The 19758-nt window shown below is 47.7% G+C and carries 17 protein-coding genes and 5 tRNA genes; 9 read left to right on the forward strand and 13 right to left on the reverse strand.

The genetic code is table 11. The features are described from left to right. The first annotated feature begins 204 nt into the window (after positions 1-204). From HQN79_RS07950 to thpR, 5 genes are all read left to right on the forward strand, one after another. The gene (locus HQN79_RS07950) at positions 205-2379 is read left to right on the forward strand and encodes an HAD-IIB family hydrolase (protein ID WP_173285404.1); all 2175 of its coding nucleotides are present in this window, start codon (positions 205-207) and stop codon (positions 2377-2379) included. After that, the gene (locus HQN79_RS07955; RefSeq protein ID WP_173285405.1) at positions 2379-3236 is read left to right on the forward strand and encodes an HAD-IIB family hydrolase; all 858 of its coding nucleotides are present in this window, start codon (positions 2379-2381) and stop codon (positions 3234-3236) included. The genes HQN79_RS07950 and HQN79_RS07955 overlap by 1 nt, the downstream gene beginning before the upstream one ends. Next, positions 3229-4104 carry a PfkB family carbohydrate kinase gene (locus HQN79_RS07960; RefSeq protein WP_173285406.1) on the forward strand — a complete coding sequence of 292 codons (876 nt, stop codon included), beginning with the start codon at positions 3229-3231 and terminating at the stop codon, positions 4102-4104. Before HQN79_RS07955 ends, HQN79_RS07960 begins: the two co-directional genes overlap by 8 nt. A gap of 78 nt (positions 4105-4182) precedes the next feature. After that, positions 4183-6138 carry an alpha-amylase family glycosyl hydrolase gene (locus HQN79_RS07965; protein WP_173285407.1) on the forward strand — a complete coding sequence of 652 codons (1956 nt, stop codon included), beginning with the start codon at positions 4183-4185 and terminating at the stop codon, positions 6136-6138. A 15-nt stretch (positions 6139-6153) separates the two neighbouring features. Further along, entirely contained in the window at positions 6154-6726 is a 573-nt protein-coding gene (gene thpR / locus HQN79_RS07970; RefSeq protein WP_173285408.1) for an RNA 2',3'-cyclic phosphodiesterase, read from the forward strand. Here the strand turns inward: thpR and HQN79_RS07975 are convergent, their stop codons facing one another. The 7 genes from HQN79_RS07975 to HQN79_RS08005 all read right to left on the reverse strand — a co-directional run bounded on the left by HQN79_RS07975 (position 6727) and on the right by HQN79_RS08005 (position 8991). Next, positions 6727-6996 (reverse strand): hypothetical protein, encoded by a 270-nt coding sequence (locus HQN79_RS07975; RefSeq protein ID WP_173285409.1) that lies wholly within the window; start codon positions 6994-6996, stop codon positions 6727-6729. Between the two features lie 403 nt (positions 6997-7399). Then, positions 7400-7476 (reverse strand) — tRNA-Pro (locus HQN79_RS07980). 72 nt (positions 7477-7548) lie between these two features. After that, positions 7549-7624 (reverse strand) — tRNA-His (locus HQN79_RS07985). Between the two features lie 28 nt (positions 7625-7652). Beyond that, positions 7653-7729: transfer RNA gene (locus tag HQN79_RS07990), tRNA-Arg, on the reverse strand. A gap of 37 nt (positions 7730-7766) precedes the next feature. Beyond that, positions 7767-7843, reverse strand: a tRNA-Pro gene (locus HQN79_RS07995). Between the two features lie 276 nt (positions 7844-8119). Continuing rightward, a complete protein-coding gene (locus HQN79_RS08000) occupies positions 8120-8380 on the reverse strand; it encodes a hypothetical protein (protein WP_173285410.1) in 261 nt (86 codons plus the stop codon). Positions 8381-8900: 520 nt separating this feature from the next. Beyond that, positions 8901-8991: transfer RNA gene (locus tag HQN79_RS08005), tRNA-Ser, on the reverse strand. 103 nt (positions 8992-9094) lie between these two features. Between HQN79_RS08005 and HQN79_RS08010 the strand changes: the two genes are divergently transcribed. After that, entirely contained in the window at positions 9095-9427 is a 333-nt protein-coding gene (locus HQN79_RS08010) for a methylated-DNA--[protein]-cysteine S-methyltransferase (protein ID WP_173285411.1), read from the forward strand. A 59-nt stretch (positions 9428-9486) separates the two neighbouring features. On the opposite strand, the gene serS is transcribed toward HQN79_RS08010, so the two are convergent. From serS to HQN79_RS08035, 5 genes are all read right to left on the reverse strand, one after another. Further along, the gene (serS, locus tag HQN79_RS08015; RefSeq protein ID WP_173285412.1) at positions 9487-10773 is read right to left on the reverse strand and encodes a serine--tRNA ligase; all 1287 of its coding nucleotides are present in this window, start codon (positions 10771-10773) and stop codon (positions 9487-9489) included. Between the two features lie 67 nt (positions 10774-10840). After that, on the reverse strand, positions 10841-11230 hold the full coding sequence (crcB, locus tag HQN79_RS08020) for a fluoride efflux transporter CrcB (RefSeq protein ID WP_173285413.1): 390 nt from the start codon (positions 11228-11230) through the stop codon (positions 10841-10843). Positions 11231-11282: 52 nt separating this feature from the next. Further along, positions 11283-12674: a replication-associated recombination protein A gene (locus HQN79_RS08025; protein WP_275284659.1), complete on the reverse strand. Its 1392-nt coding sequence runs from the start codon at positions 12672-12674 to the stop codon at positions 11283-11285. Next, positions 12671-13303 (reverse strand): outer membrane lipoprotein periplasmic chaperone LolA, encoded by a 633-nt coding sequence (gene lolA, locus HQN79_RS08030; RefSeq protein WP_173285414.1) that lies wholly within the window; start codon positions 13301-13303, stop codon positions 12671-12673. The genes HQN79_RS08025 and lolA overlap by 4 nt, the downstream gene beginning before the upstream one ends. A 21-nt stretch (positions 13304-13324) precedes the next feature. Continuing rightward, positions 13325-16327, reverse strand: coding sequence for a DNA translocase FtsK (locus HQN79_RS08035; protein ID WP_238843338.1), 3003 nt, complete (start codon positions 16325-16327; stop codon positions 13325-13327). Positions 16328-16838: 511 nt separating this feature from the next. On the opposite strand from HQN79_RS08035, the gene trxB reads away from it, so the two are divergent. Continuing rightward, positions 16839-17789: a thioredoxin-disulfide reductase gene (trxB, locus tag HQN79_RS08045; RefSeq protein ID WP_173285415.1), complete on the forward strand. Its 951-nt coding sequence runs from the start codon at positions 16839-16841 to the stop codon at positions 17787-17789. 83 nt (positions 17790-17872) lie between these two features. Beyond that, positions 17873-18598 carry a BamJ family beta-barrel-assembly machinery protein gene (locus tag HQN79_RS08050; RefSeq protein ID WP_173285416.1) on the forward strand — a complete coding sequence of 242 codons (726 nt, stop codon included), beginning with the start codon at positions 17873-17875 and terminating at the stop codon, positions 18596-18598. A gap of 417 nt (positions 18599-19015) precedes the next feature. Here HQN79_RS08050 and HQN79_RS08055 read toward each other — a convergent pair whose 3' ends face one another. Next, positions 19016-19348 (reverse strand): YqfO family protein, encoded by a 333-nt coding sequence (locus tag HQN79_RS08055; protein ID WP_173285417.1) that lies wholly within the window; start codon positions 19346-19348, stop codon positions 19016-19018. Positions 19349-19442: 94 nt separating this feature from the next. Between HQN79_RS08055 and HQN79_RS08060 the strand changes: the two genes are divergently transcribed. Continuing rightward, positions 19443-19712 (forward strand): hypothetical protein, encoded by a 270-nt coding sequence (locus tag HQN79_RS08060; RefSeq protein ID WP_173285418.1) that lies wholly within the window; start codon positions 19443-19445, stop codon positions 19710-19712. The last annotated feature ends 46 nt before the right edge of the window (positions 19713-19758 follow it).

The following is a 19758-nucleotide window of genomic DNA, read 5'->3' on the forward strand; positions in this document are numbered from 1 at the left end:
GAAAAACATTAAGCAGCTCAACTTGTTAAGTAAAGCACAATAGGTTTATAGTAATTATCATTATGGAGAAAAATCTGCATATATTTCTTTTTTCGTTTCTTACAACGAAAATCTTCTCTACACACAAACGCGATCCGGGCAATGAACTGATGATATCTTCGCCCGACATAGACATTTTCGACTCAAACAACAAACCGGAAGACTATGAAACCATCCAGCGATGCCTCCAGCGACGCACTGCATATTGCTCTAATCAGTATTCACGGATTAATCAGAGGCCATGACCTAGAGTTAGGTCGCGATGCCGATACCGGAGGACAAACACTCTATGTCCTCGAACTGGCTCAAGCCTTGGCCAGGCGCCCCGGCGTAGCCGAAGTCGAACTTTTCACCCGTCGCGTTGAAGACCCTGCCGTTTCCGACGACTATGCCCAGCAGACCGAACAACTCAATGATAAATTAAAAATTGTCCGTATTGATGCCGGCCCCAAGGCCTATATTTCCAAAGAACAGCTTTGGGATCATCTCGATGTTTTTGCCGATAATATGGCTAACTATTTCCGCCGTAAAGCGAGGCTGCCGGATATCGTGCACAGTCATTACGCCGACGCAGGCTATGTCGGCTCCCTGCTGGCCAACCAGTTTTCGATCCCGCTGATTCATACCGGCCATTCTTTAGGTCGTGTAAAGCGCGCCCGGCTGATCGCCAGCGGGCTGAATACCGATCAGATTGAAAACCTCTATAACATGTCGAGACGAATCGATGCCGAAGAACATACGCTCGCAACCGCCGAAAGAGTTATTACCAGCACTCATCAGGAAATCGAAGAGCAGTATGAAATCTATGATTTCTACCAACCGGAACAGATGCGGGTCATTCCTCCGGGCACCAACCTGCAACATTTCAAACCGCCACAGGGAAACGAGCTTTCCGGCGAACTATATCAACGCCTGAGCCAACATCTGAAGGAACCGGACAAACCGATTATTCTCGCCTTGTCGCGCCCCGATCAACGCAAGAACATTTCCGCTCTGGTCGAAGCCTACGGAGAATCTTCACAACTGCAGGACAAAGCCAATCTGGTGATCGTTGCCGGAAACCGTGACGATGTAGACGATCTCGAAAGCGGTGCCCAAGAGGTATTCCATAAACTCTGGGCGAGCATTGACCGCTACGACCTGTACGGAAAAGTCGCCTTGCCCAAGCACCACTACCGCAGCGAAGTTCCCGAAATTTATCGTATTGCAGCCGCGTCAGGCGGTGTTTTTGTCAATCCGGCTTTAACCGAGCCCTTCGGCTTAACGTTGATTGAAGCCGCGGCTTCCGGTCTGCCGATTGTCGCAACCGAAGATGGCGGCCCGCGAGATATTCTGTCTAACTGCCACAACGGCATTCTGATCGACCCGCTCGAACCCAAAACCATTACCAGTGCGCTAGAAGATATTCTGGCGCACGCTGCCAAAACAAAAGAAATGATCCAACAGGGTTTGCAAGGCGTTCAGACGCATTATTCCTGGGAAGCACATACGCAAAGCTATCTGGAAATGATCTGCCCGATCATCAAGGAAGCGGAACGTCTCGAGCGCAAACCGCTCACCCGACGTCAGGGGCTTTATAAGGACCGCGCTTTTGTCAGTACCCTGGATCAGAATCTGATGGAGTATCCGCAAGCACTACAGCAAATGCTGGCAAAATTGAAAGAGAACCGCAAAACAACGCTGTTTATCATTGCTACCGGCCGTCGATTGGATTCAGCACTTCGACTGTTAAAACAACACCGGATTCCGGAGCCGGATGTTTTGATTACCAGCGGAGGAACCGAAATTAACTATGCTCCGAAACTGACCACCGATAAAGCCTGGGAACATCACCTGGACTATCATTGGATGCCGCATAGAGTTCGTGCCATACTAAAAGATTACCCTGGTCTCAAATTACAGCCAAAATCGGAACAAACACACTTCAAAGTCAGTTATTTCATTGATACTGAAATTGCCAATCTGGAAGAAATCAAATGCCTGTTGCATCAGGAAGAGCAGTCCGTCAATGCAATGCTGTCATTTGGACAATATCTCGACATTCTGCCGATACGCGCCTCGAAAGGAATGGCTTTGCGCTACGTTGCCGACCGCTGGCAGATTCCGTTGGAAAAAATTCTTGTCGCCGGCGGCTCCGGTGCCGATGAGGACATGATGCGCGGCAATGCCCTGGCGGTTGTAGTCGCCAACCGGCACGACGAGGAACTCTCGCAGCTGACGGACCTTAAACACATCTACTTTGCCAAAAACAGTTACGAGAAAGGCATCTTGGAAGCCTTTGACTACTACGATTTTTTCGGTACCTGCCAGTCACCGCTTACTGCGCCAAAGGAGGGATGATGACCTCAATTTTATTATGTACCGATCTTGATCGAACCCTTATCCCGAACGGAACCCAACCGGAGCACCCCATGGCTCGACCTCTGTTTCGGGAACTATGCGAACTGCCGGAGATAAGCTTGGCGTATGTCACCGGGCGCCACCTGGAGCTGATGCAAAGCGCCATTAAAAACTTCCAGCTGCCGCAACCCAACTACGCCATTACCGATGTCGGCACCAAAATCTATCACCGGGATTATCAAGACTGGCACCCGATGCGGGTCTGGGAAAATGAAATCGATCAAGGCTGGTCCGAACAGAACCTTGAGCAGATACAAACATCACTGCGAAAAATTTCCGGACTGAGGCTCCAGGAGCCGTCCAAACAGAATACCCACAAAATCAGTTTTTACGCGGACTTGCAACGACAGGATTCGAGCGATTATCTGTCGCAAACCAAAGAGTGTCTTGACCGGTTCGGACTGACGCACAGCCTGATCTGGAGTATCGATGAAACCATTGATCTGGGGCTTTTGGACATATTGCCGCCGAATGCCACGAAGCTGCACGCGATCGAATTTTTGCGGGATTATCTGAACTTTCCGTATCAGGCTACGGTGTTCTCGGGTGACAGCGGCAACGATCTGCCAGTGCTGATCAGCCCCATCCAATCAATACTGGTCGCCAACGCCACCGACGAGCTGAAATTTCAAGCGTACAGTGAAGCGCAGCAGAACGGAAACCAGCTACAGTTTTTTCAGGCGGAAAATACCCACCATTCCAACGGCAACTATGCCGCTGGCATTTTGCAAGGCGTCGAACATTACTTTCCGCATATCAAAGAACGATTACACGATTGGGATAAACTTTATGACTGATTTCAACTCCGTCACGATTTTCGGCGAGGTTCTGTTTGATTGTTTTCCGAACGGAGAAAAAGTACTCGGCGGCGCGCCTTTTAATATCTGCTGGCATCTACAGGCTTTCGGCGACAGTCCGGTTTTTGTTTCACGCATCGGACAGGATGATCTCGGCACGCAAATTCTAAACAACGCCAGAGACTGGGGGATTGAAACACAATTTATTCAACAGGATTCCCTACACCCTACCGGCCAGGTGCAGATCGAGTTGACTGACAATGAGCCGCATTATGACATTACAGCCCACAGTGCCTATGACTTTATCCGTTTTGACGAAATGAATTTAAACCATCTCGGCGGCATTCTTTATCACGGCTCCCTGGCTCTGCGTTCAGCCGATTCCAAAGAGCAATTTGCGCGTTTACAAAAAGCCGCCGACTGGTCCGTTTTTCTCGATGTAAACCTACGAGCGCCCTGGTGGGACAAAACCTCGCTTTTCGAGTGGCTTCATGTCGCCAAATGGGTCAAACTTAATATCGACGAGCTGCATGAACTTGGATTCAACAATCCTGATCTGCAAAAAGCCATGCATGACTTTCGCAACAAATTTGCTTGCCAGCAATTGATTGTCACCCAAGGAGCCGAAGGTTCGTCAGTACTGTGCGAAGAAGGATTTTTCCGCCAAACACCGCCGAAGATAAAACACTTTGTCGATACCGTCGGCGCCGGTGATGCTTTTACCTCCGTCTACATTCACGGACTGCTCCATGACTGGCCAATACAAAAGACGCTGCAACAAGCACAGACTTTCGCCGCAAAAATCATCGGTTTGCGCGGAGCCTTGAGCACAGACCCGGATTTTTACCGCAACGCTTTCATGCAATAAGCTGCTAAGATAAAAATTCCTTCGAACTTTTTTCGACGAAAAACAGACAAAAACCGGACAACCCCCGACGAGAGCCCTATGTACGAGCAAATTTCACACTCGCTGCTGAACGACATTCTTAACCAAATCAAACCCGAAATATCCGATCAGGATTTACGTCATTTCTATACCCGGCTTGGTGCCAACTTTTACGCCATTCACGGCTTGTTTGAACGCCTTTACGGAGACCGACCCGATTTCAATGAACAGGCATTGAAACTGGTTGAGACCATGGCCCGTAAATACATTAAACGTTCGGAGAAACTCAAACAGATCGATATCGACCGGGAAAAAGACTACAACTGGTTCCTGAGCCAAAAATGGGTCGGTATGGCGCTTTACGCCAACGGATTTGCCGGCGATCTCAAAGGAATGAAAAACCATCTGAATTATTTTCAGGAACTGGGCATTAATATGGTTCATATTATGCCGATCATGGAATGTCCTGACGGACGAAGTGACGGTGGTTATGCCGTCAGTGACTTCCGCGCCATCGATGACCGTGTCGGAACGCTCGAAGACTTGCAAGCGCTCTCCAAAGAAATGCACTCTCGGGATATCTTGCTGGCTCTGGATGTGGTGCTCAACCATACATCCGATGAGCATGAGTGGGCGCAGAAAGCCCGGGCCGGCGACGAAACTTATCAGGATTACTACTACACCTTCAAAACCCGTAACATCCCGGATATGTTCGAAGAAAGCATGCTTGAAGTTTTCCCCGAAACCGCTCCGGGCAACTTCACCTGGGATGAGGAAATGCAACGCTGGGTAATGACCGTCTTCAACGATTACCAATGGGATTTGAACTACAGCAATCCATCGGTCTTTATCGAAATGCTCGACATTATTCTCTACTGGGCCAATCAGGGAGCAGACATTCTACGCCTCGACGCAGTCGCCTTTTTATGGAAGAAAATCGGCAGCACCTGCCAGAACGAGCACGAAGCGCACCTGATTCTGCAGTTGCTCAAAGACTGCTGCCAAGTGACGGCTCCGGGCGTACTATTTATCGCCGAAGCGATTGTCGCACCGGTTGAAGTCACAAAGTATTTTGGCGAAGATGCCGTTATCGCCAAAGAGTGCGAGATCGCCTATAACGCAACCTTTATGGCTCTGCTGTGGGATGCGGTTGCGACCAAAAATGCCAACCTTCTGACTCAGGGAATCAAAAGTTTGCCGGTTAAACTGGAACGTGCGACCTGGCTCAACTATATTCGCTGCCATGATGATATCGGTCTGGGGTTCGATAATCAGGACATCATTCAAGCCGGTTACGATCCAAACTCTCACCGACGCTTCCTGATCGACTTTCTGACTGGAAGATACGAAAATTCGCATTCGCACGGTCTGCCGTTCGCCGAAAACTCAAAAACCGGAGACGCCCGTATTTCAGGCTCACTGGCGTCACTGGTCGGACTCGAATATGCTCTGAAGAACAACGATATTCAGGCACAACAGGATGCCATCCAGATTATCACCCTGCTGCACAGCATGATCCTTTCGTTCGGTGGAATCCCTCTTCTTTATTACGGTGATGAAATCGGCACCTTGAACGACGACTCCTATCTCGAAGATCCGAACAAAATGGATGATAATCGCTGGGTTCACCGTCCGTTTATTGACTGGGATAAAGCCGAAAAACGGAATACCCCTGGAACGGTTGAATATGAAATCTTCAGCGCGATCAAAAAAATGATCAGCGTCCGTAAAGAGATCGAAGTGTTTTCCGACTTCAATAACCGCGAACTGATTGACGTCGGCAATCCGAACCTATTCGTTTTCAATCGCTATAGCAGTCAACGATATAACGAACAGGTACTTGTGGTCGCGAATTTCAACAACCAGCCGCAAAAACTGGATATGCAGGATGTCGCCGGCTGCATGAAAGAACGCGAGTGCCAGTTTATCGACCTTTATACGCGCCAGAAGCCGGAGATATTCAATAACACCTTGGTTATTCCCCGTTTCGGCTTTTACTGGCTAAGCACGATCTAGGAGCACTAAAACCCTATGCGCAGCTTTATCGCTCTTCCCGTTGATAATAAAACCTCGGAATCGCTGTCGATAATTAGTAAACGTCTACAAACATTGCCCTGGGCAGATCAAGTTCGCTGGTTTCCTGAAGAGAATTATCATCTGACTTTGCAGTTTCTCGGATCGAAAGTGCCGCCAGAAAAAATACAGCAGGTAATGGACTCAATGGAGGAGTGGTTTTCCGAGGGGATGAGTTTTTTCGACGCCGAGGTACGGCAGATTCAGCTGTTTCCGACGCCGAACAAACCGCATACCGTAATCGCATCTCTGGATGCGACCCTACCGATGCAATATCTGGTCAGAGAAATCGAACAACACCTGAAACCCATCGGCCTGGAAGCCCGTAAACAGACCTTCCGGCCGCATATCAGCCTGGGCAGAATCAAAACCCATAGTGATCCAAGCGCAATACACATTCCAGCCGATATCGGGCAACTTGATGATGTCTGGCTTAAAGTTGAACGGATTACGCTCTATAAGAGCCAATTAACGCACACATCCCCCATCTACACGCCATTAAAAAGCATACAGCTGGAAACCTATGATTAATCAGTTGATGGCGTCTGACGCTTTATTGAATACCGAACGAATTTCATGGGACGCAATTTCCCCATCCGAATAAAGTGCAGGAACATGATCCTTCAAAAAAGCACTATTTTGCTTGCCTTCATAGACGGAAAAACCGCCAAAGATTAATAGTGATACACCAATAATCGTCAGTATTTGATATTTGGTTTTATTAGAAATATAGAAAAGAATCAGCGCGTAAATTATAGAAATGGCACCCATCGCCAGGATCAGATCACCGTTTGCAAACATAGATTATCCAGTTATTGGTTAAACAGAAACAGACTCGTACTAAGCAATTGCGTTGTCTTATCGTCAACAGCCTCTTTATCGGTTCTATGCCGATCAGTGAAAACATTATCTTGTGTCAGGCAACAACACAACAACTTTTTCAAATTGGTCACGTCAGATTGAAATACAGCCTATGGCTGCAACGGAAGTATTGCGAACGCCTAAACCAAATTACGACGAGTAACAGTATCCGTTTCACTATGCTTTGCAAACACACTTAAGCAACTGTCTGCGTCTAAAAGAAATTAAAAATCAGCTTTAAGATTCTGAAAGAACTGGGAAAGCAAAAAGATAAGACTAGTCTTGGACTATAAAAATTCAGGAAAAAGCAAAAAACAAAAAGGAAATAAAAGAAGAAAATAAATGGTCGGAGTAGAGGGATTTGAACCCCCGACCACCTGTACCCAAAACAGGTGCGCTACCAGGCTGCGCTATACTCCGAAACAGAAAGCTAAGTCTAGAGAAAAACTTAACTTTTGTTGAAAACCCGAAAAGAATCGAATCTTCAGAATGTGGGGCGAATGACGGGGATCGAACCCGCGACAACAGGAATCACAATCCTGGGCTCTACCAACTGAGCTACATCCGCCGTAATGTATTGATTGACACGCCGTAAATGGCACGCCCATCAGGATTCGAACCTGAAACCCTCGCCTTAGAAGGGCGATGCACTATCCAGTTGTGCTATGGGCGCATAATATCGAACCACAAATACCTTGGACCAAATTGAATGGTCGGAGTAGAGGGATTTGAACCCCCGACCACCTGTACCCAAAACAGGTGCGCTACCAGGCTGCGCTATACTCCGAAATCAAGATGTGGCGTATTGTATAGAGCGTAGCCTAGGGTGTCAACTGGCAAATTACAAAATAATTTATTTTTTTCCCATAAATGCCAAAGCTCGTTAAAACGCCCTTTTCAAGCCCCTAAAAAGAAAAAACCGCACTCGGCGAAAACCGAGTGCGGGCTTTGATAATAAGACATAATTGCAGTGAGATTAGAGGTTATAGGAAAAATTTCAACGATGGAAGTTTTCAGCCTCATAACCTGCAAGCAATCAGCAAGAAAAATTTTCTCTCTGATTTTATCTCAACAGCCCCTCTCTGGATTCTTGCAGTTCCTTGAGCATACACTCGACATCCGTTGATCCTGCCATGCACTCGTCGTTGTCTCGATGATTCAACTTATCCTGACTTGGACCGGCTCCGGTTGCTTCCAATGAATCAAAATCAATCCCCAGATCTTCGTCCGCAGCTGAAGCTTGAGCAATGTTATGGGATGAAAGCTTCTCTCCGTCAACACCGTAATCCGTAACCCAGGAAAGCATGATTAGCGAAGCCAACATACCACCATATATCGAGAAAAACGAGGAGTATACAAACCTCCCCATTATTTTACTGAAAACGACCCATAAACCTAAAAACAGGAGTATAAGAAATAAAATGGAATCCATCATTTAAAACCCAATAACTGCAAACTTAACCCGATTAAAAACAAACGGTTATGAGTTCATGGTACAGAAATAACAGCTAAAGGTAAAAATATTTTACTTACTAAATTCATATATTTTGATGTCATGTTCGGTTTCTGATGCGTGAAAAAAACGCTTAAAAAAGCGTACACACCGCGCGAACAGGGCTTCAATAAAGGAAGAATATCTCTGATACTTATAAAGGACTGAAAAACTCTTCTGGCAAGGCTTGATGGCGCGCATCGATAAAAAGAATAATCGCAATGCCAGGCTTTAACTGAGTTATTCAAGAGAGAATCTTGATCACCCTTTAGGCGTATTTGCAGGACAATAAATAAATGTGGATTTTAAAAACGAAAAAAGCCGAACATTTCTGTTCAGCTTTTTGAAATAATGGCGGTGGACTAGGGATTCGAACCCCAGGTAGGCTACTAACCTACAACGGTTTTCAAGACCGCCGCCTTCAACCACTCAGCCAGTCCACCTTGTCTTGATGGGTGCGTATTATAGAGTGCCTACGAAGATTTGCAAGGCAATTTTGTCATTTTTTACTAAAATATTTGGATATTTTTTTAAGCGCCGTCCGTCATGAAAAAAGACCTTAATAAAAACAGTCACTTAAGCTTTTCGGAACAGGTTTATCAGTTACTACTGGATGTTCCCAAAGGCAAGGTGACAACCTATGCCGCTCTGGCTCATGCTCTTGATAGCCGTGCCTATCGGGCCGTCGGCAGCGCCATGGCCAAAAACCGCCTGCCGTTGATTATCCCCTGCCATAGAGTGATCAAAAACAACGGTGAAATCGGCAATTATGCTCTGGGTAAAAAGACTAAAGAAAAGCTGCTGAAGCTGGAAGGAATCCGGATTAAGGATGGTAAAGTGCTGGACTTGGAACAGGTACTGTTTGTTTTCGGCAAATAAAAAGCCCGGCTGTTGAGACCGCCGGGCTAATCACTTCACTGTAGAAGAACAGAGATGAATTACAGTGTTTCAGTTCCGCCTAAATATGGACGAAGCGCCATCGGTACCGTAATAGAACCATCCGCATTCTGGTAATTTTCCAGAATGGCAACCAAGGTACGACCCACAGCCAAACCGGAACCGTTCAATGTATGCACCAGTTGCGGCTTGCCTTTAGCACCACGAAAACGTGCTTTCAAACGACGCGCCTGGAAATCTTCGAAATTCGAGCAGGACGAAATTTCACGGTAAGCTTCCTGCCCCGGCAGCCAGACTTCCAAATCGTAGGTTTTCGCCGACGAGAATCCGATATCGCCGGTACACAGAGTGACGACACGGTACGGCAGTTCAAGCTTCTGCAAAATGCTTTCCGCCTGAGCGGTTAACTCTTCCAAAGCCTCGTGCGACTTCTCGGGATGTACCAGTTGTACCAGCTCGACCTTCTCGAACTGGTGCTGACGGATCAGACCGCGCGTATCACGCCCGTAGGATCCCGCTTCGGAACGGAAACACGGAGTGTGCGCAACACATTTACGCGGCAACTGATCTTCTTCGATAATTTCATCGCGGAACAGATTGGTTACCGGTACTTCGGCGGTCGGAATCAGATAAAGATCGCGGTCATTGGTATCGTGTTCTTCGTTTTTGCTGATCTTATAAAGATCGGCTTCGAATTTCGGTAGCTGACCGGTTCCACGCAAACTGTCCTGATTGACCATAAACGGCACATAAACTTCTTCGTAACCGGCATTGGCATGCTGATCAAGCATAAATTGGATCAAAGCGCGTTGCAGACGAGCCATAGAACCTTTCAGCACCGAGAAACGGGAAGAGGTGATTTTAACCGCTGCATCATTATCGAACCAACCACGTGCCTCGGCCAAATCAACATGATCTTTAACATCGAAATCAAATTGACGCGGTTCACCCCATTTACGAATTTCGACATTATCGTCTTCAGAATTACCGACCGGAACCGATTCATGCGGAGTATTCGGAACACCAGCTAGAATATCATCCAGTTGCATCTGAACTTCATCCGCCTTCTGTTCGGCTTGCTCAAGCTGAGTTTTAAGATCTTCGATTTCCTCCAAAAGCGGTGCAATATCCTGCCCTTGCGCCTTGGCTTTACCGATCTCTTTGGAACGACTGTTTCTAAGTGCCTGTAGATCCTGGGCTTTAACCTGCCACTCTTTACGCTGTGCTTCCAGCGCTTCAATCTGCGCGACATCCAATTCATAGCCGCGGGTTTTCAGCTGTGCGGCGACATTCGCCAAATCACTTCTTAAACGTTTCGGATCTAACATTTATCTATCCTAAGTAAAATTTCAAACAAATCATTTTCAAACCGAATGCTTCCCAATGCTTACGGCGCTAGGAAGCCAAAAACTGTCTGCCGCCGATCATGCCGAGCCAGACGGCGCTCAAGGTCAAAATCAGACTGAGCGCCATATTTGCCACCGCCTTGGTCATTTCACCGACCTGAATATACTGCATCGTTTCGTAAGAAAACGTTGAGAAGGTGGTAAAGGCCCCCAAAAAACCAACCAGAATAAACGAACGCCATTCGTTCGACAGCGACCATTTATCAATCAATAAGACGGCCAGCAACCCCATGGCAAAGGATCCGGCAACATTTACCGCCAAGGTTCCCCAGGCGAAGTCACGCCCGAACCAAACATAAACCTGATGCGAAACGGCAAAGCGCGCTACTGCACCGAGAGCGCCACCGGCGGCAATCGCCCACCAACTCCAAATACTCATAAGATCCCCTTTGCCGTTGACTCAGTTCAGTCTCTAAACCGTTTACCGCCTTCTATTTACGGCGTTTATAAATCGCTTGCTGGTTGAGGTTTTGCAGATGCCTCATTTTAGCGGAAATTTTTATCTCCAAGCCTCTTTCTACAGGCTGGTAATAGCCTCGCTCTTCCATCTCTTCCGGGAAGTAACATTCACCGGCGGCAAAGGCTTCCGGCTCATCGTGCGCATAACGATATTCCTTGCCGTAATCCAGTTCGGCCATTAACTTGGTCGGCGCATTACGCAAATGCAACGGCACCTCGTAAGAACCATGCTGTTTAATATCTTTCAATGCCGCCTTGTAACCCATATACACTGCGTTCGACTTCGGCGCGACCGCCAGATAGGTTGCCGCTTGTGCCAACGCCAGATCCCCTTCCGGAGAGCCGAGACGTTCATAAGCTTCGGCGGCATTAACCGCTACCTGCAATGCCTTCGGATCGGCATTGGCAATTTCTTCGGAGGCCATGCGAATCAACCTGCGCGCCAGATAACGCGGATCAACGCCGCCATCCAACATACGGGTCAGCCAATAAAGTGCCGCATTCGGATCGGATCCGCGTACCGACTTGTGCAGAGCAGAAATCTGATCATAGAAAGCTTCGCCACCCTTATCAAAACGTCTTAAGCCGCCTTGAATCACTTCCTTGGCATGAGCCACCTGAATATTAGCCTGCAAGCCATTATCTGTAGGCGCCCAGTCAACAAAATCAATTACCTGTTCGAGGAAGTTCAACAGACGACGCGCATCGCCATCACTGGCACCAATCATCATTTCCGCGGCTTTAGGCTCGATACTCAAAACGACCTCTTTGCTCCCCCCTTCAGCAGACATCTCTTCGCTGAAGTCCTTCTGCAATCTGTTCAGCCCCTTTTGCAGAACTTCATGCAACTCCTCTTCATCAAGAGAGCGCAAAACCAATACCTTGGCGCGCGAGAGCAAAGCGTTATTCAATTCAAACGACGGATTTTCCGTGGTCGCACCAATAAATACAAAAGTTCCGTCTTCGACAAAAGGCAGAAAGGCATCCTGTTGCGCTTTATTGAAACGATGTACTTCATCCACGAACAACAATGTTCCCTGATTGAACTGCTCACGCTGCATCTTGGCCTGTTCAACAGCTGCACGGACCTCTTTGACGCCGTCAAGAACGGCCGAAAGACTGATAAACTGCAAATCAGACTGTTTGGCTAAAAGACGTGCCAGAGACGTCTTACCCACCCCCGGAGGCCCCCAGAAAATCAGCGAATACAGTTTTCCCGATTGCAGCATACGCGTCAGCACACGGTTCTTACCGAGCAGATGACTCTGACCGATATAATCTTCCAACGCCTGTGGTCGCAGACGATCGGATAAGGGCTGATACAAGGATTTACTGTTCACGTGGGTCACGATAATTGACTTCAAAGTCCGTTCTGAATCGGCTCGCCGATCAGATCCGCCCCTTTCGGCAGAGTAAAGCGGAAGTTGTCTTCGGCCAGCGGCTGATTGATCTGAATATTGCTGAAAACGATTTTGGTCACCTTGTCCGGCCCTTCATACAACCAGGCTTCGGTCATCACGCCATCCTTCAGACCGATCTCGATGCTCTGGAAATAGGTCCCCTTTTTCGGCTCAAGGTTATACCAATTCATACCCAGACGCTCTCCGGCATCGATAATTTCAAATTTCTCTTCGATTTTTTCATCGTACAGCAACCAGCTGAGCGGAATATCCGCTTGCACTTCGGCAATCGGGCGCACAGTGACCTGCATCAGATCCTTATCCCAAACCCAAAGATTCGCCCCGTCGACGACAATTTTCTGTCCATCTTTCGGTGCATACTCCCAAACCAGCTTGCTCGGGCGGGACAACTTAAAATGCCCTTTTTCGCTCTTCTGGTTGAACTGCAGATAATCCTCTTCCTGCAGAGTCTGAGAAAAGTCCGCCTCGAAAGTTTTCAACTGATTGACAAAATCCTGCAATGGATGAGCATACGCCGGTACGGCAAGAAACGTCGCCCCGAGTAGCAGCGTTTTCAGCAAGTGTTTTAACATCTAATCTTCCTAGAAATATCGTTATTCGCGCAGATGGTCTCCGCCGACCAATACTTCGCGCTGGCCGCTGGAGGTTTTCGAAGTTGAAATCAATCCGGAACGTTCCATCGCCTCGACAATTCGCGCCGAACGATTATAACCAATCGAGAATTGCCGTTGAATCAGCGATACCGATACTTTGCGGTTTTCGATGGCAAAATTCACGATTTGGTCATACAGTGGGTCGTCTTCGGCACTTTTCGGACCGCCGCTTTTGTCTGTCTCTTCCGGTTCCGCCGACTGAGTGATGGCCTGCAGATACTGCGGCTCCCCCTGAGATTTAACAAACTCGGCGACACGGATAACTTCCTCGTCACTCATAAAGGCGCCGTGAACACGTTTCGGTGAACCCGAGCCCGGCGCGAGATAAAGCATGTCCCCCATTCCCAGAAGTTGCTCGGCGCCTCCCTGGTCAAGAATGGTACGGGAATCGATTTTGGTATTAACCATAAAAGAAATACGTGTCGGAATATTCGCTTTGATCAAACCGGTAATAACGTTCACCGACGGGCGCTGTGTCGCCAGAATCAGGTGAATCCCGGCAGCACGCGCTTTCTGGGCAATACGGGCGATCAACTGCTCGACCTCTTTACCGACCACCATAATCATATCGGCAAATTCGTCGACCACCACCACAATATACGGTAATGGCGACAAGGTCGGCGGCGCTTCGGCTTTATCATGCCCGAAAGAGGCCGCCTGCTGATGCAACGGATCAATAATTGGATTGCCTTCGTCGATCGCTTTCTGAACTTTCATATTGAAGCCGGCGATATTACGCACACCCATCTTGGCCATTAACTGATAACGGCGATCCATTTCGAAAACACACCAGCGCAACGCATTGGCTGCATCATTCATATCGGTTACCACCGGCGTCAGCAGATGCGGAATATCGTCATACACCGAAAGTTCAAGCATTTTCGGATCGATCATAATCAGACGAACTTCCTGCGGCGTACTCTTATACAACATACTCAGGATCATACTGTTGACCCCGACTGACTTACCGGCACCCGTTGTCCCTGCAACCAGAAGGTGCGGCATACGGGCAATATCCGCCACTACAGGCTTTCCGGAAATATCTTTACCGATCGCAATACTCAACGGCGACTTCGACTTCAGGAATTCGCCTGAAGAGAGAACATCGCGGAAACTGACGATCTCGCGTTTCTCGTTCGGAATTTCGATCCCGACCACCGATTTCCCGGGAATGACATCAACGACACGCACCGATTTAACAGAAAGAACGCGCGCCAGGTCCTTAGCCAGATTATTGATCTGCGACACTTTGACCCCTGGGGCCGGCAATATCTCGAAGCGGGTCACAACCGGACCAGGCTGCACCGACTCGACCGTTACCTTGACCCCGAACTCGGCCAAACGTTGTTCCAGCAGTAAAGACAGATCGGTCAATTCCTCTTCGCTAAAGCCGTCATCATCCGGTTCGTAAGGATCCAGCAACTCCAGAGAAGGCAATTGCATATTATGCTGCTGATGATAAGCGCTCGGATCGCGATTACAGGATTTTACTTCCGGAGTTGAACCGTCTTCACGCCCGGGCTTGGCCACATCCGCAGTCGCTTGCGCAGCATTTGGCACATTGACCTCGCCCCCCTCAACTTCTTCCACATAAGGGGTCAATTCAAAATCATCCGGAGACTGTGTTGCTGCTTGAGAAGCCGCGGCATTGTCAGACTGAACCTGCATATCCTGTGGCGTTGGCACCTGTTCAGGGAGTCCTTCTTTAGGTGAAGAATCCGCAGAAACTTCTACCGCTTTGGGTTCGGATCTTGATTCAGGCTTGGATTCGTTGTGTATCACAGGCTTCTGAGCCGGCTGCGGTAGAGGATCATCCGGATTGATCGGCGGCATAACTTTATCTTCGACAATCGGATGCGCCGTCGGATTTCCTCTATTTTTCAGACCGTTCAAAGTATTAAACAGAGCCGATTTAACGCCTTGCAGACGGCTATTGTTGGAATCCGGTTTATCCTGAGAGGTTGAAGAGGCTTCAGCATTCGACTCATTTCTAAGGATCTTAACGTTTTTAACCGGCGATGCCTCTTCAGCAGCGGAGAAATCCACAGCCGTAACTCCTTTTTCGCGGGCAAAAGGCAACAAAGCATCTCGCACACGGCAGATTAATTTTTGGCATTTTTCGGATTCGTTGACTCGGTTCTGCCACTGCTGTTTGCTCCACTCAATAAGATTCAGCGTCAGACGTCCCGTCACCTCAAGAATCGTCAGCCACGACTGACTCAATAGCAGACTGATGGAGATGGCGAAAGTTCCCAGCAGAATCAAGGTCGTTGCCAGAAGATCCATAGACTCGACCAACTGGTTACTCAACACCTTGCCCCAGATACCGCCCGGAGAAAACGGCAACTCGTTGGAAAAAACTTCCGGATGCAGAAACAGGTTCGCCATACCTGCGCCGGCACTGACCATCAGCAGAACGCCGAGCAGGCTGAAAAAGAAACGATAAAAATCGATCTCACCTTCATCCTCCCGCAAGGGTAGACGCAGTGTGAACCAGCCGGCGAGCAAAATTCCGACCGGGATGAGATAAGCAAACACACCGAATACCGCAAGTAGGAAAGAAGAGATCCATGCTCCGGTCTTGCCACCGTAATTCTGAATTTCACTGCTCATTGAGGATGAATTGAATCCAGGATCGTCCTGATGGTAACCGACTAGAACAATGGTAAGAAAAACCGCAAACAGAATGCAGAAAATCAGAACAACATCTTTAAACACCCAAGAGTAGGACATGCCGACACCAGAAGGTTTGGCATACTTCTCAGCCTCCCTTAGCGTATCGCTGAGTTCAGCCGTCATTCGATCCTGATCGGCAATACCATCCTGCACGCCTTCCTCCGTATCTCCAAGCGGCTTGTCTTTAACTTTCGCTTTCATGGCCGCGCTCTTGCGACGTGCGGCAGACATTTTAATCGCAGTACGACTGGTTTGATCTAATGGCACAGTATCTACTTTCACTTTCTCATCAAATGAACAATTTTCTCGGGCAGAGAACGCCCTCTCCGTTTTCCTGCTGAGTGAAGTCCGTAAATGGCAAACAACCGCTCGAACGCCTGTTGCGTGTCTATTGTCACGGCCGTACGACGGCTCCATCGATTGCTTAAAACGCTCACCCGGCTCCTGATTTTTTATCCGAAAAATTGCGTCACAATTTTACAAATCGAATATCAAAAAAGCGGTTGTGAAAGCCGTCAGAAAACATCAATAGGCCCCGGAAAACTGCTAAAATTCTAGCACATTAACCTTGGAAACCTGCGAATAACTCCTAATGTTTTCCGCTTCCGATCCAGGAGGCACCATACTCTTCGGAAATTTTAAGGCTATGCGCAGTTTTCCTAAAGAGAAAAGTACCAAGATCACATGTAAAATGGCAATCCATACCATTTCATGATACAAATCACTGTTCTCACGGAATTGTTCAACAACCAAACGCATAAAATTTAAAGGAATTTCTATGTCAGCAAAACACTGTAAGCTTCTTATTTTAGGTTCAGGTCCTGCAGGCTATACCGCCGCGGTTTACGCTGCCCGCGCGAATCTTGAACCGGTGATGATTACCGGTATGCAGCAAGGCGGTCAGCTGACGACAACGACGGAAGTCGATAACTGGCCGGGCGATCCTGAAGGCCTTACCGGCCCGGATCTAATGGTGCGCATGCAGAAGCATGCGGAACGTTTCGGCACGGAAATTCTTTTCGATCATATCCATACGGCAGAACTGACCCAGAAACCGTTTAAATTAATCGGTGACAGCGGAGAATATACTTGCGACGCACTGATTATCGCCACCGGTGCCACGGCAAAATACCTTGGTCTGGAATCTGAAGAAGCCTTTAAAGGCAAAGGGGTTTCCGCGTGTGCAACTTGCGACGGTTTCTTCTATCGTAATAAGAAAGTCGCTGTCGTCGGCGGAGGGAACACCGCTGTTGAAGAAGCGCTGTATCTTTCGAATATCGCGTCCGAAGTTACCGTCATTCACCGACGTGACCAATTTTCATCCGAAAAAATTCTTGCCAAGCACCTGATGGAAAAAGCGGAAAACGGCAATGTCAAAATCGAATTCCATTCCGAATTGGAAGAAGTACTGGGCGATAATATGGGCGTCACCGGATTGCGCATCAAGAACAATCAAAGCGGTGAGAGCAAAGAACTTGATGTTGCCGGCGTCTTTATCGCCATCGGGCACACTCCGAACACCGGTATCTTCGACGGCCAGCTGGAAATGGAAAACGGCTATCTGAAAGTACAGAGCGGATTACAGGGCAACGCGACCCAGACATCCATCGAAGGTGTCTTTGCTGCCGGTGACGTAATGGATCAGCATTACAAACAGGCAATCACTTCGGCGGGAGCCGGTTGTATGGCCGCACTGGATGCGGAAAAATACTTGGATAATCAGGAATAAATTCGAACCGGTCAAAAACCACCTTAAACGGTGGTTTTTTATTGTCTTTACTAAAATTTTCAACATTCAAAAAAGGAATCGACATGCGTTTACCGATGACGGTTTTTGCCGCATTCAGTTTCATTACCCACCCTTCCCTGACTCAGGCCGACGAGCACACTCAATCCGCTCCGACAATTCAAGCAGAATTGACCACCATCGAACAGAAGGCCAGCTATACACTCGGCGTCGATCTCGCCAAAAACCTGGCGAAACAAGGCCTCAAAATCGATGCTCGAGCCTTGGCAATGGGCTTGGACGATGCTTTACAACAACGATCGCTGGCTTTGACTCCGGAAGAGATGAATACAGCGGTCATGGAAGCTAAAAAAATAATGCAGGCCGAACAAGAAGCACAGAGAAAAATTCAGGCAGAAAAGAATACCCAGGCAGGAAAAGATTTCCGTCAGAAATACGCTGCGCAGGAAGGTGTGTTAGAGACTCAGAGTGGTATCTTATATAAGGTTCTGCAACAGGGAGAAGGCCAGTCCCCGACACCTGAAGACAGCATCTTCGCGCACTACGAAGGAAAGTTTATCAACGGAAAAATCTTTGACAGCTCCTATAAGCGTGGACGCGCATTAAGGATCCAAACATCCGACGTCATTAAAGGCTGGGGAGAAATTCTGCAGAGAATGAAACCAGGAGATAAATGGGAAGTGGTGATTCCGCCGGAACTGGCCTATGGAGAAAAAGGCGCCGGCGATATGATCGGCCCGAACGAAACACTGCTTTTCACTATCGAACTGATCTCTTTCGGAAAAGAGTAACAACTAATCCGTCCGCAAAACCAACAGGCCTCTTTAAATCTTATGATTTAGGGAGGTTTTTTTATGCGTAAAAAAATAGCTTAACAGCGAAGAACAAGCTGTAGAGAAAATAGATTCGGTAAAGAAAAGAATAAGAGTCGTGGGAAAAAAAGCCCCAAACAACTTACAAGAATTTATTTGGGGGGTTCCATATAAGGGGAACAATCTTAGCTCTTTTAGAGGAGTGTTGTAATGAAACAACGGTTGTCATAGTAATCGAATACGAACCAGATATCAACATCCTCTAATATTAAAAAGTATGAATAAATTCTTAATGACTCAACAGATTATACATACTTAACTACATATTTTTATCCCCACCCACACAACATCAATAAGTTATTTTTATAATAGATCAAGATTTCCTGACAATTGACATCAATCCAGACAATCTCTTGCGTCCATGCTTTCGATGAGATAGTAAGCCGGTTCTTCATACGGATGGCTGGCAAAAAAAGCCTGCAAAACCGCTTTGATCTTCTGCTGCGCAACATAGACCTCAACTTTATATTCCGGCACGACTTCAAGACGTCCTTGATCACCGATAAATGGCTGACTGCCTTCCAGCGGCTCGAACTGCCCTTGCCCTTGAACCTGCCATGCGCAATGACGATAATCTCCCTGAATACCCGCCCCCGCATCGAAAATCGCCTGCTTGACCTCCTGCAGGTGCGATTCGGGAACGTAAAAAGCAAAGTGGTAAAATGCCATTTTATCTTCTCTCCTGTTTTCCAGAATTTACCCAAACGCGGACTTTATTCACTACAATAGTGCCACGAAAAAGACAATGGAGACATTAAACACTATGCGAACCTTATTAGCGACTTATGCCGGTATTCTGATGTTAGGCATCGCCTCACTGCTGACCCAAAACCACTATTTCGCCAATATCGCCGGTTTTATCTCCGCGATCGGTTTTATGATTATTTTCTTTAAAGACCGGCCGGAAAATGAAAGTGATTCCGCAAAAAAAATGCGCCGTTACTGGTATATCGTATTTGCCACCGGTATCTTTTTCAGTCTGATTTTCGGTAGCTTCTGGAACACCCATATGGGGAACATGGAAGTCCGTTAAGGGCCGATAAAACAAAAAGCCCCGAAATAAACGGGGCTTAAGTCAA

This window comes from Thiomicrorhabdus xiamenensis, assembly GCF_013282625.1.
Taxonomy (GTDB): Bacteria; Pseudomonadota; Gammaproteobacteria; order Thiomicrospirales; family Thiomicrospiraceae; genus Thiomicrorhabdus; species Thiomicrorhabdus xiamenensis.

Coding starts and splice junctions, on each gene's coding strand:
- HQN79_RS07950 (WP_173285404.1), top strand. CDS start 205: ATGAAACCATCCAGCGATGCCTCCAGCGACGCACTGCATATTGCTCTA.
- HQN79_RS07955 (WP_173285405.1), top strand. CDS start 2,379: ATGACCTCAATTTTATTATGTACCGATCTTGATCGAACCCTTATCCCG.
- HQN79_RS07960 (WP_173285406.1), top strand. CDS start 3,229: ATGACTGATTTCAACTCCGTCACGATTTTCGGCGAGGTTCTGTTTGAT.
- HQN79_RS07965 (WP_173285407.1), top strand. CDS start 4,183: ATGTACGAGCAAATTTCACACTCGCTGCTGAACGACATTCTTAACCAA.
- thpR (WP_173285408.1), top strand. CDS start 6,154: ATGCGCAGCTTTATCGCTCTTCCCGTTGATAATAAAACCTCGGAATCG.
- HQN79_RS07975 (WP_173285409.1), bottom strand. CDS start 6,996: ATGTTTGCAAACGGTGATCTGATCCTGGCGATGGGTGCCATTTCTATA.
- HQN79_RS08000 (WP_173285410.1), bottom strand. CDS start 8,380: ATGTTGGCTTCGCTAATCATGCTTTCCTGGGTTACGGATTACGGTGTT.
- HQN79_RS08010 (WP_173285411.1), top strand. CDS start 9,095: ATGAAAAAAGACCTTAATAAAAACAGTCACTTAAGCTTTTCGGAACAG.
- serS (WP_173285412.1), bottom strand. CDS start 10,773: ATGTTAGATCCGAAACGTTTAAGAAGTGATTTGGCGAATGTCGCCGCA.
- crcB (WP_173285413.1), bottom strand. CDS start 11,230: ATGAGTATTTGGAGTTGGTGGGCGATTGCCGCCGGTGGCGCTCTCGGT.
- lolA (WP_173285414.1), bottom strand. CDS start 13,303: ATGTTAAAACACTTGCTGAAAACGCTGCTACTCGGGGCGACGTTTCTT.
- trxB (WP_173285415.1), top strand. CDS start 16,839: ATGTCAGCAAAACACTGTAAGCTTCTTATTTTAGGTTCAGGTCCTGCA.
- HQN79_RS08050 (WP_173285416.1), top strand. CDS start 17,873: ATGCGTTTACCGATGACGGTTTTTGCCGCATTCAGTTTCATTACCCAC.
- HQN79_RS08055 (WP_173285417.1), bottom strand. CDS start 19,348: ATGGCATTTTACCACTTTGCTTTTTACGTTCCCGAATCGCACCTGCAG.
- HQN79_RS08060 (WP_173285418.1), top strand. CDS start 19,443: ATGCGAACCTTATTAGCGACTTATGCCGGTATTCTGATGTTAGGCATC.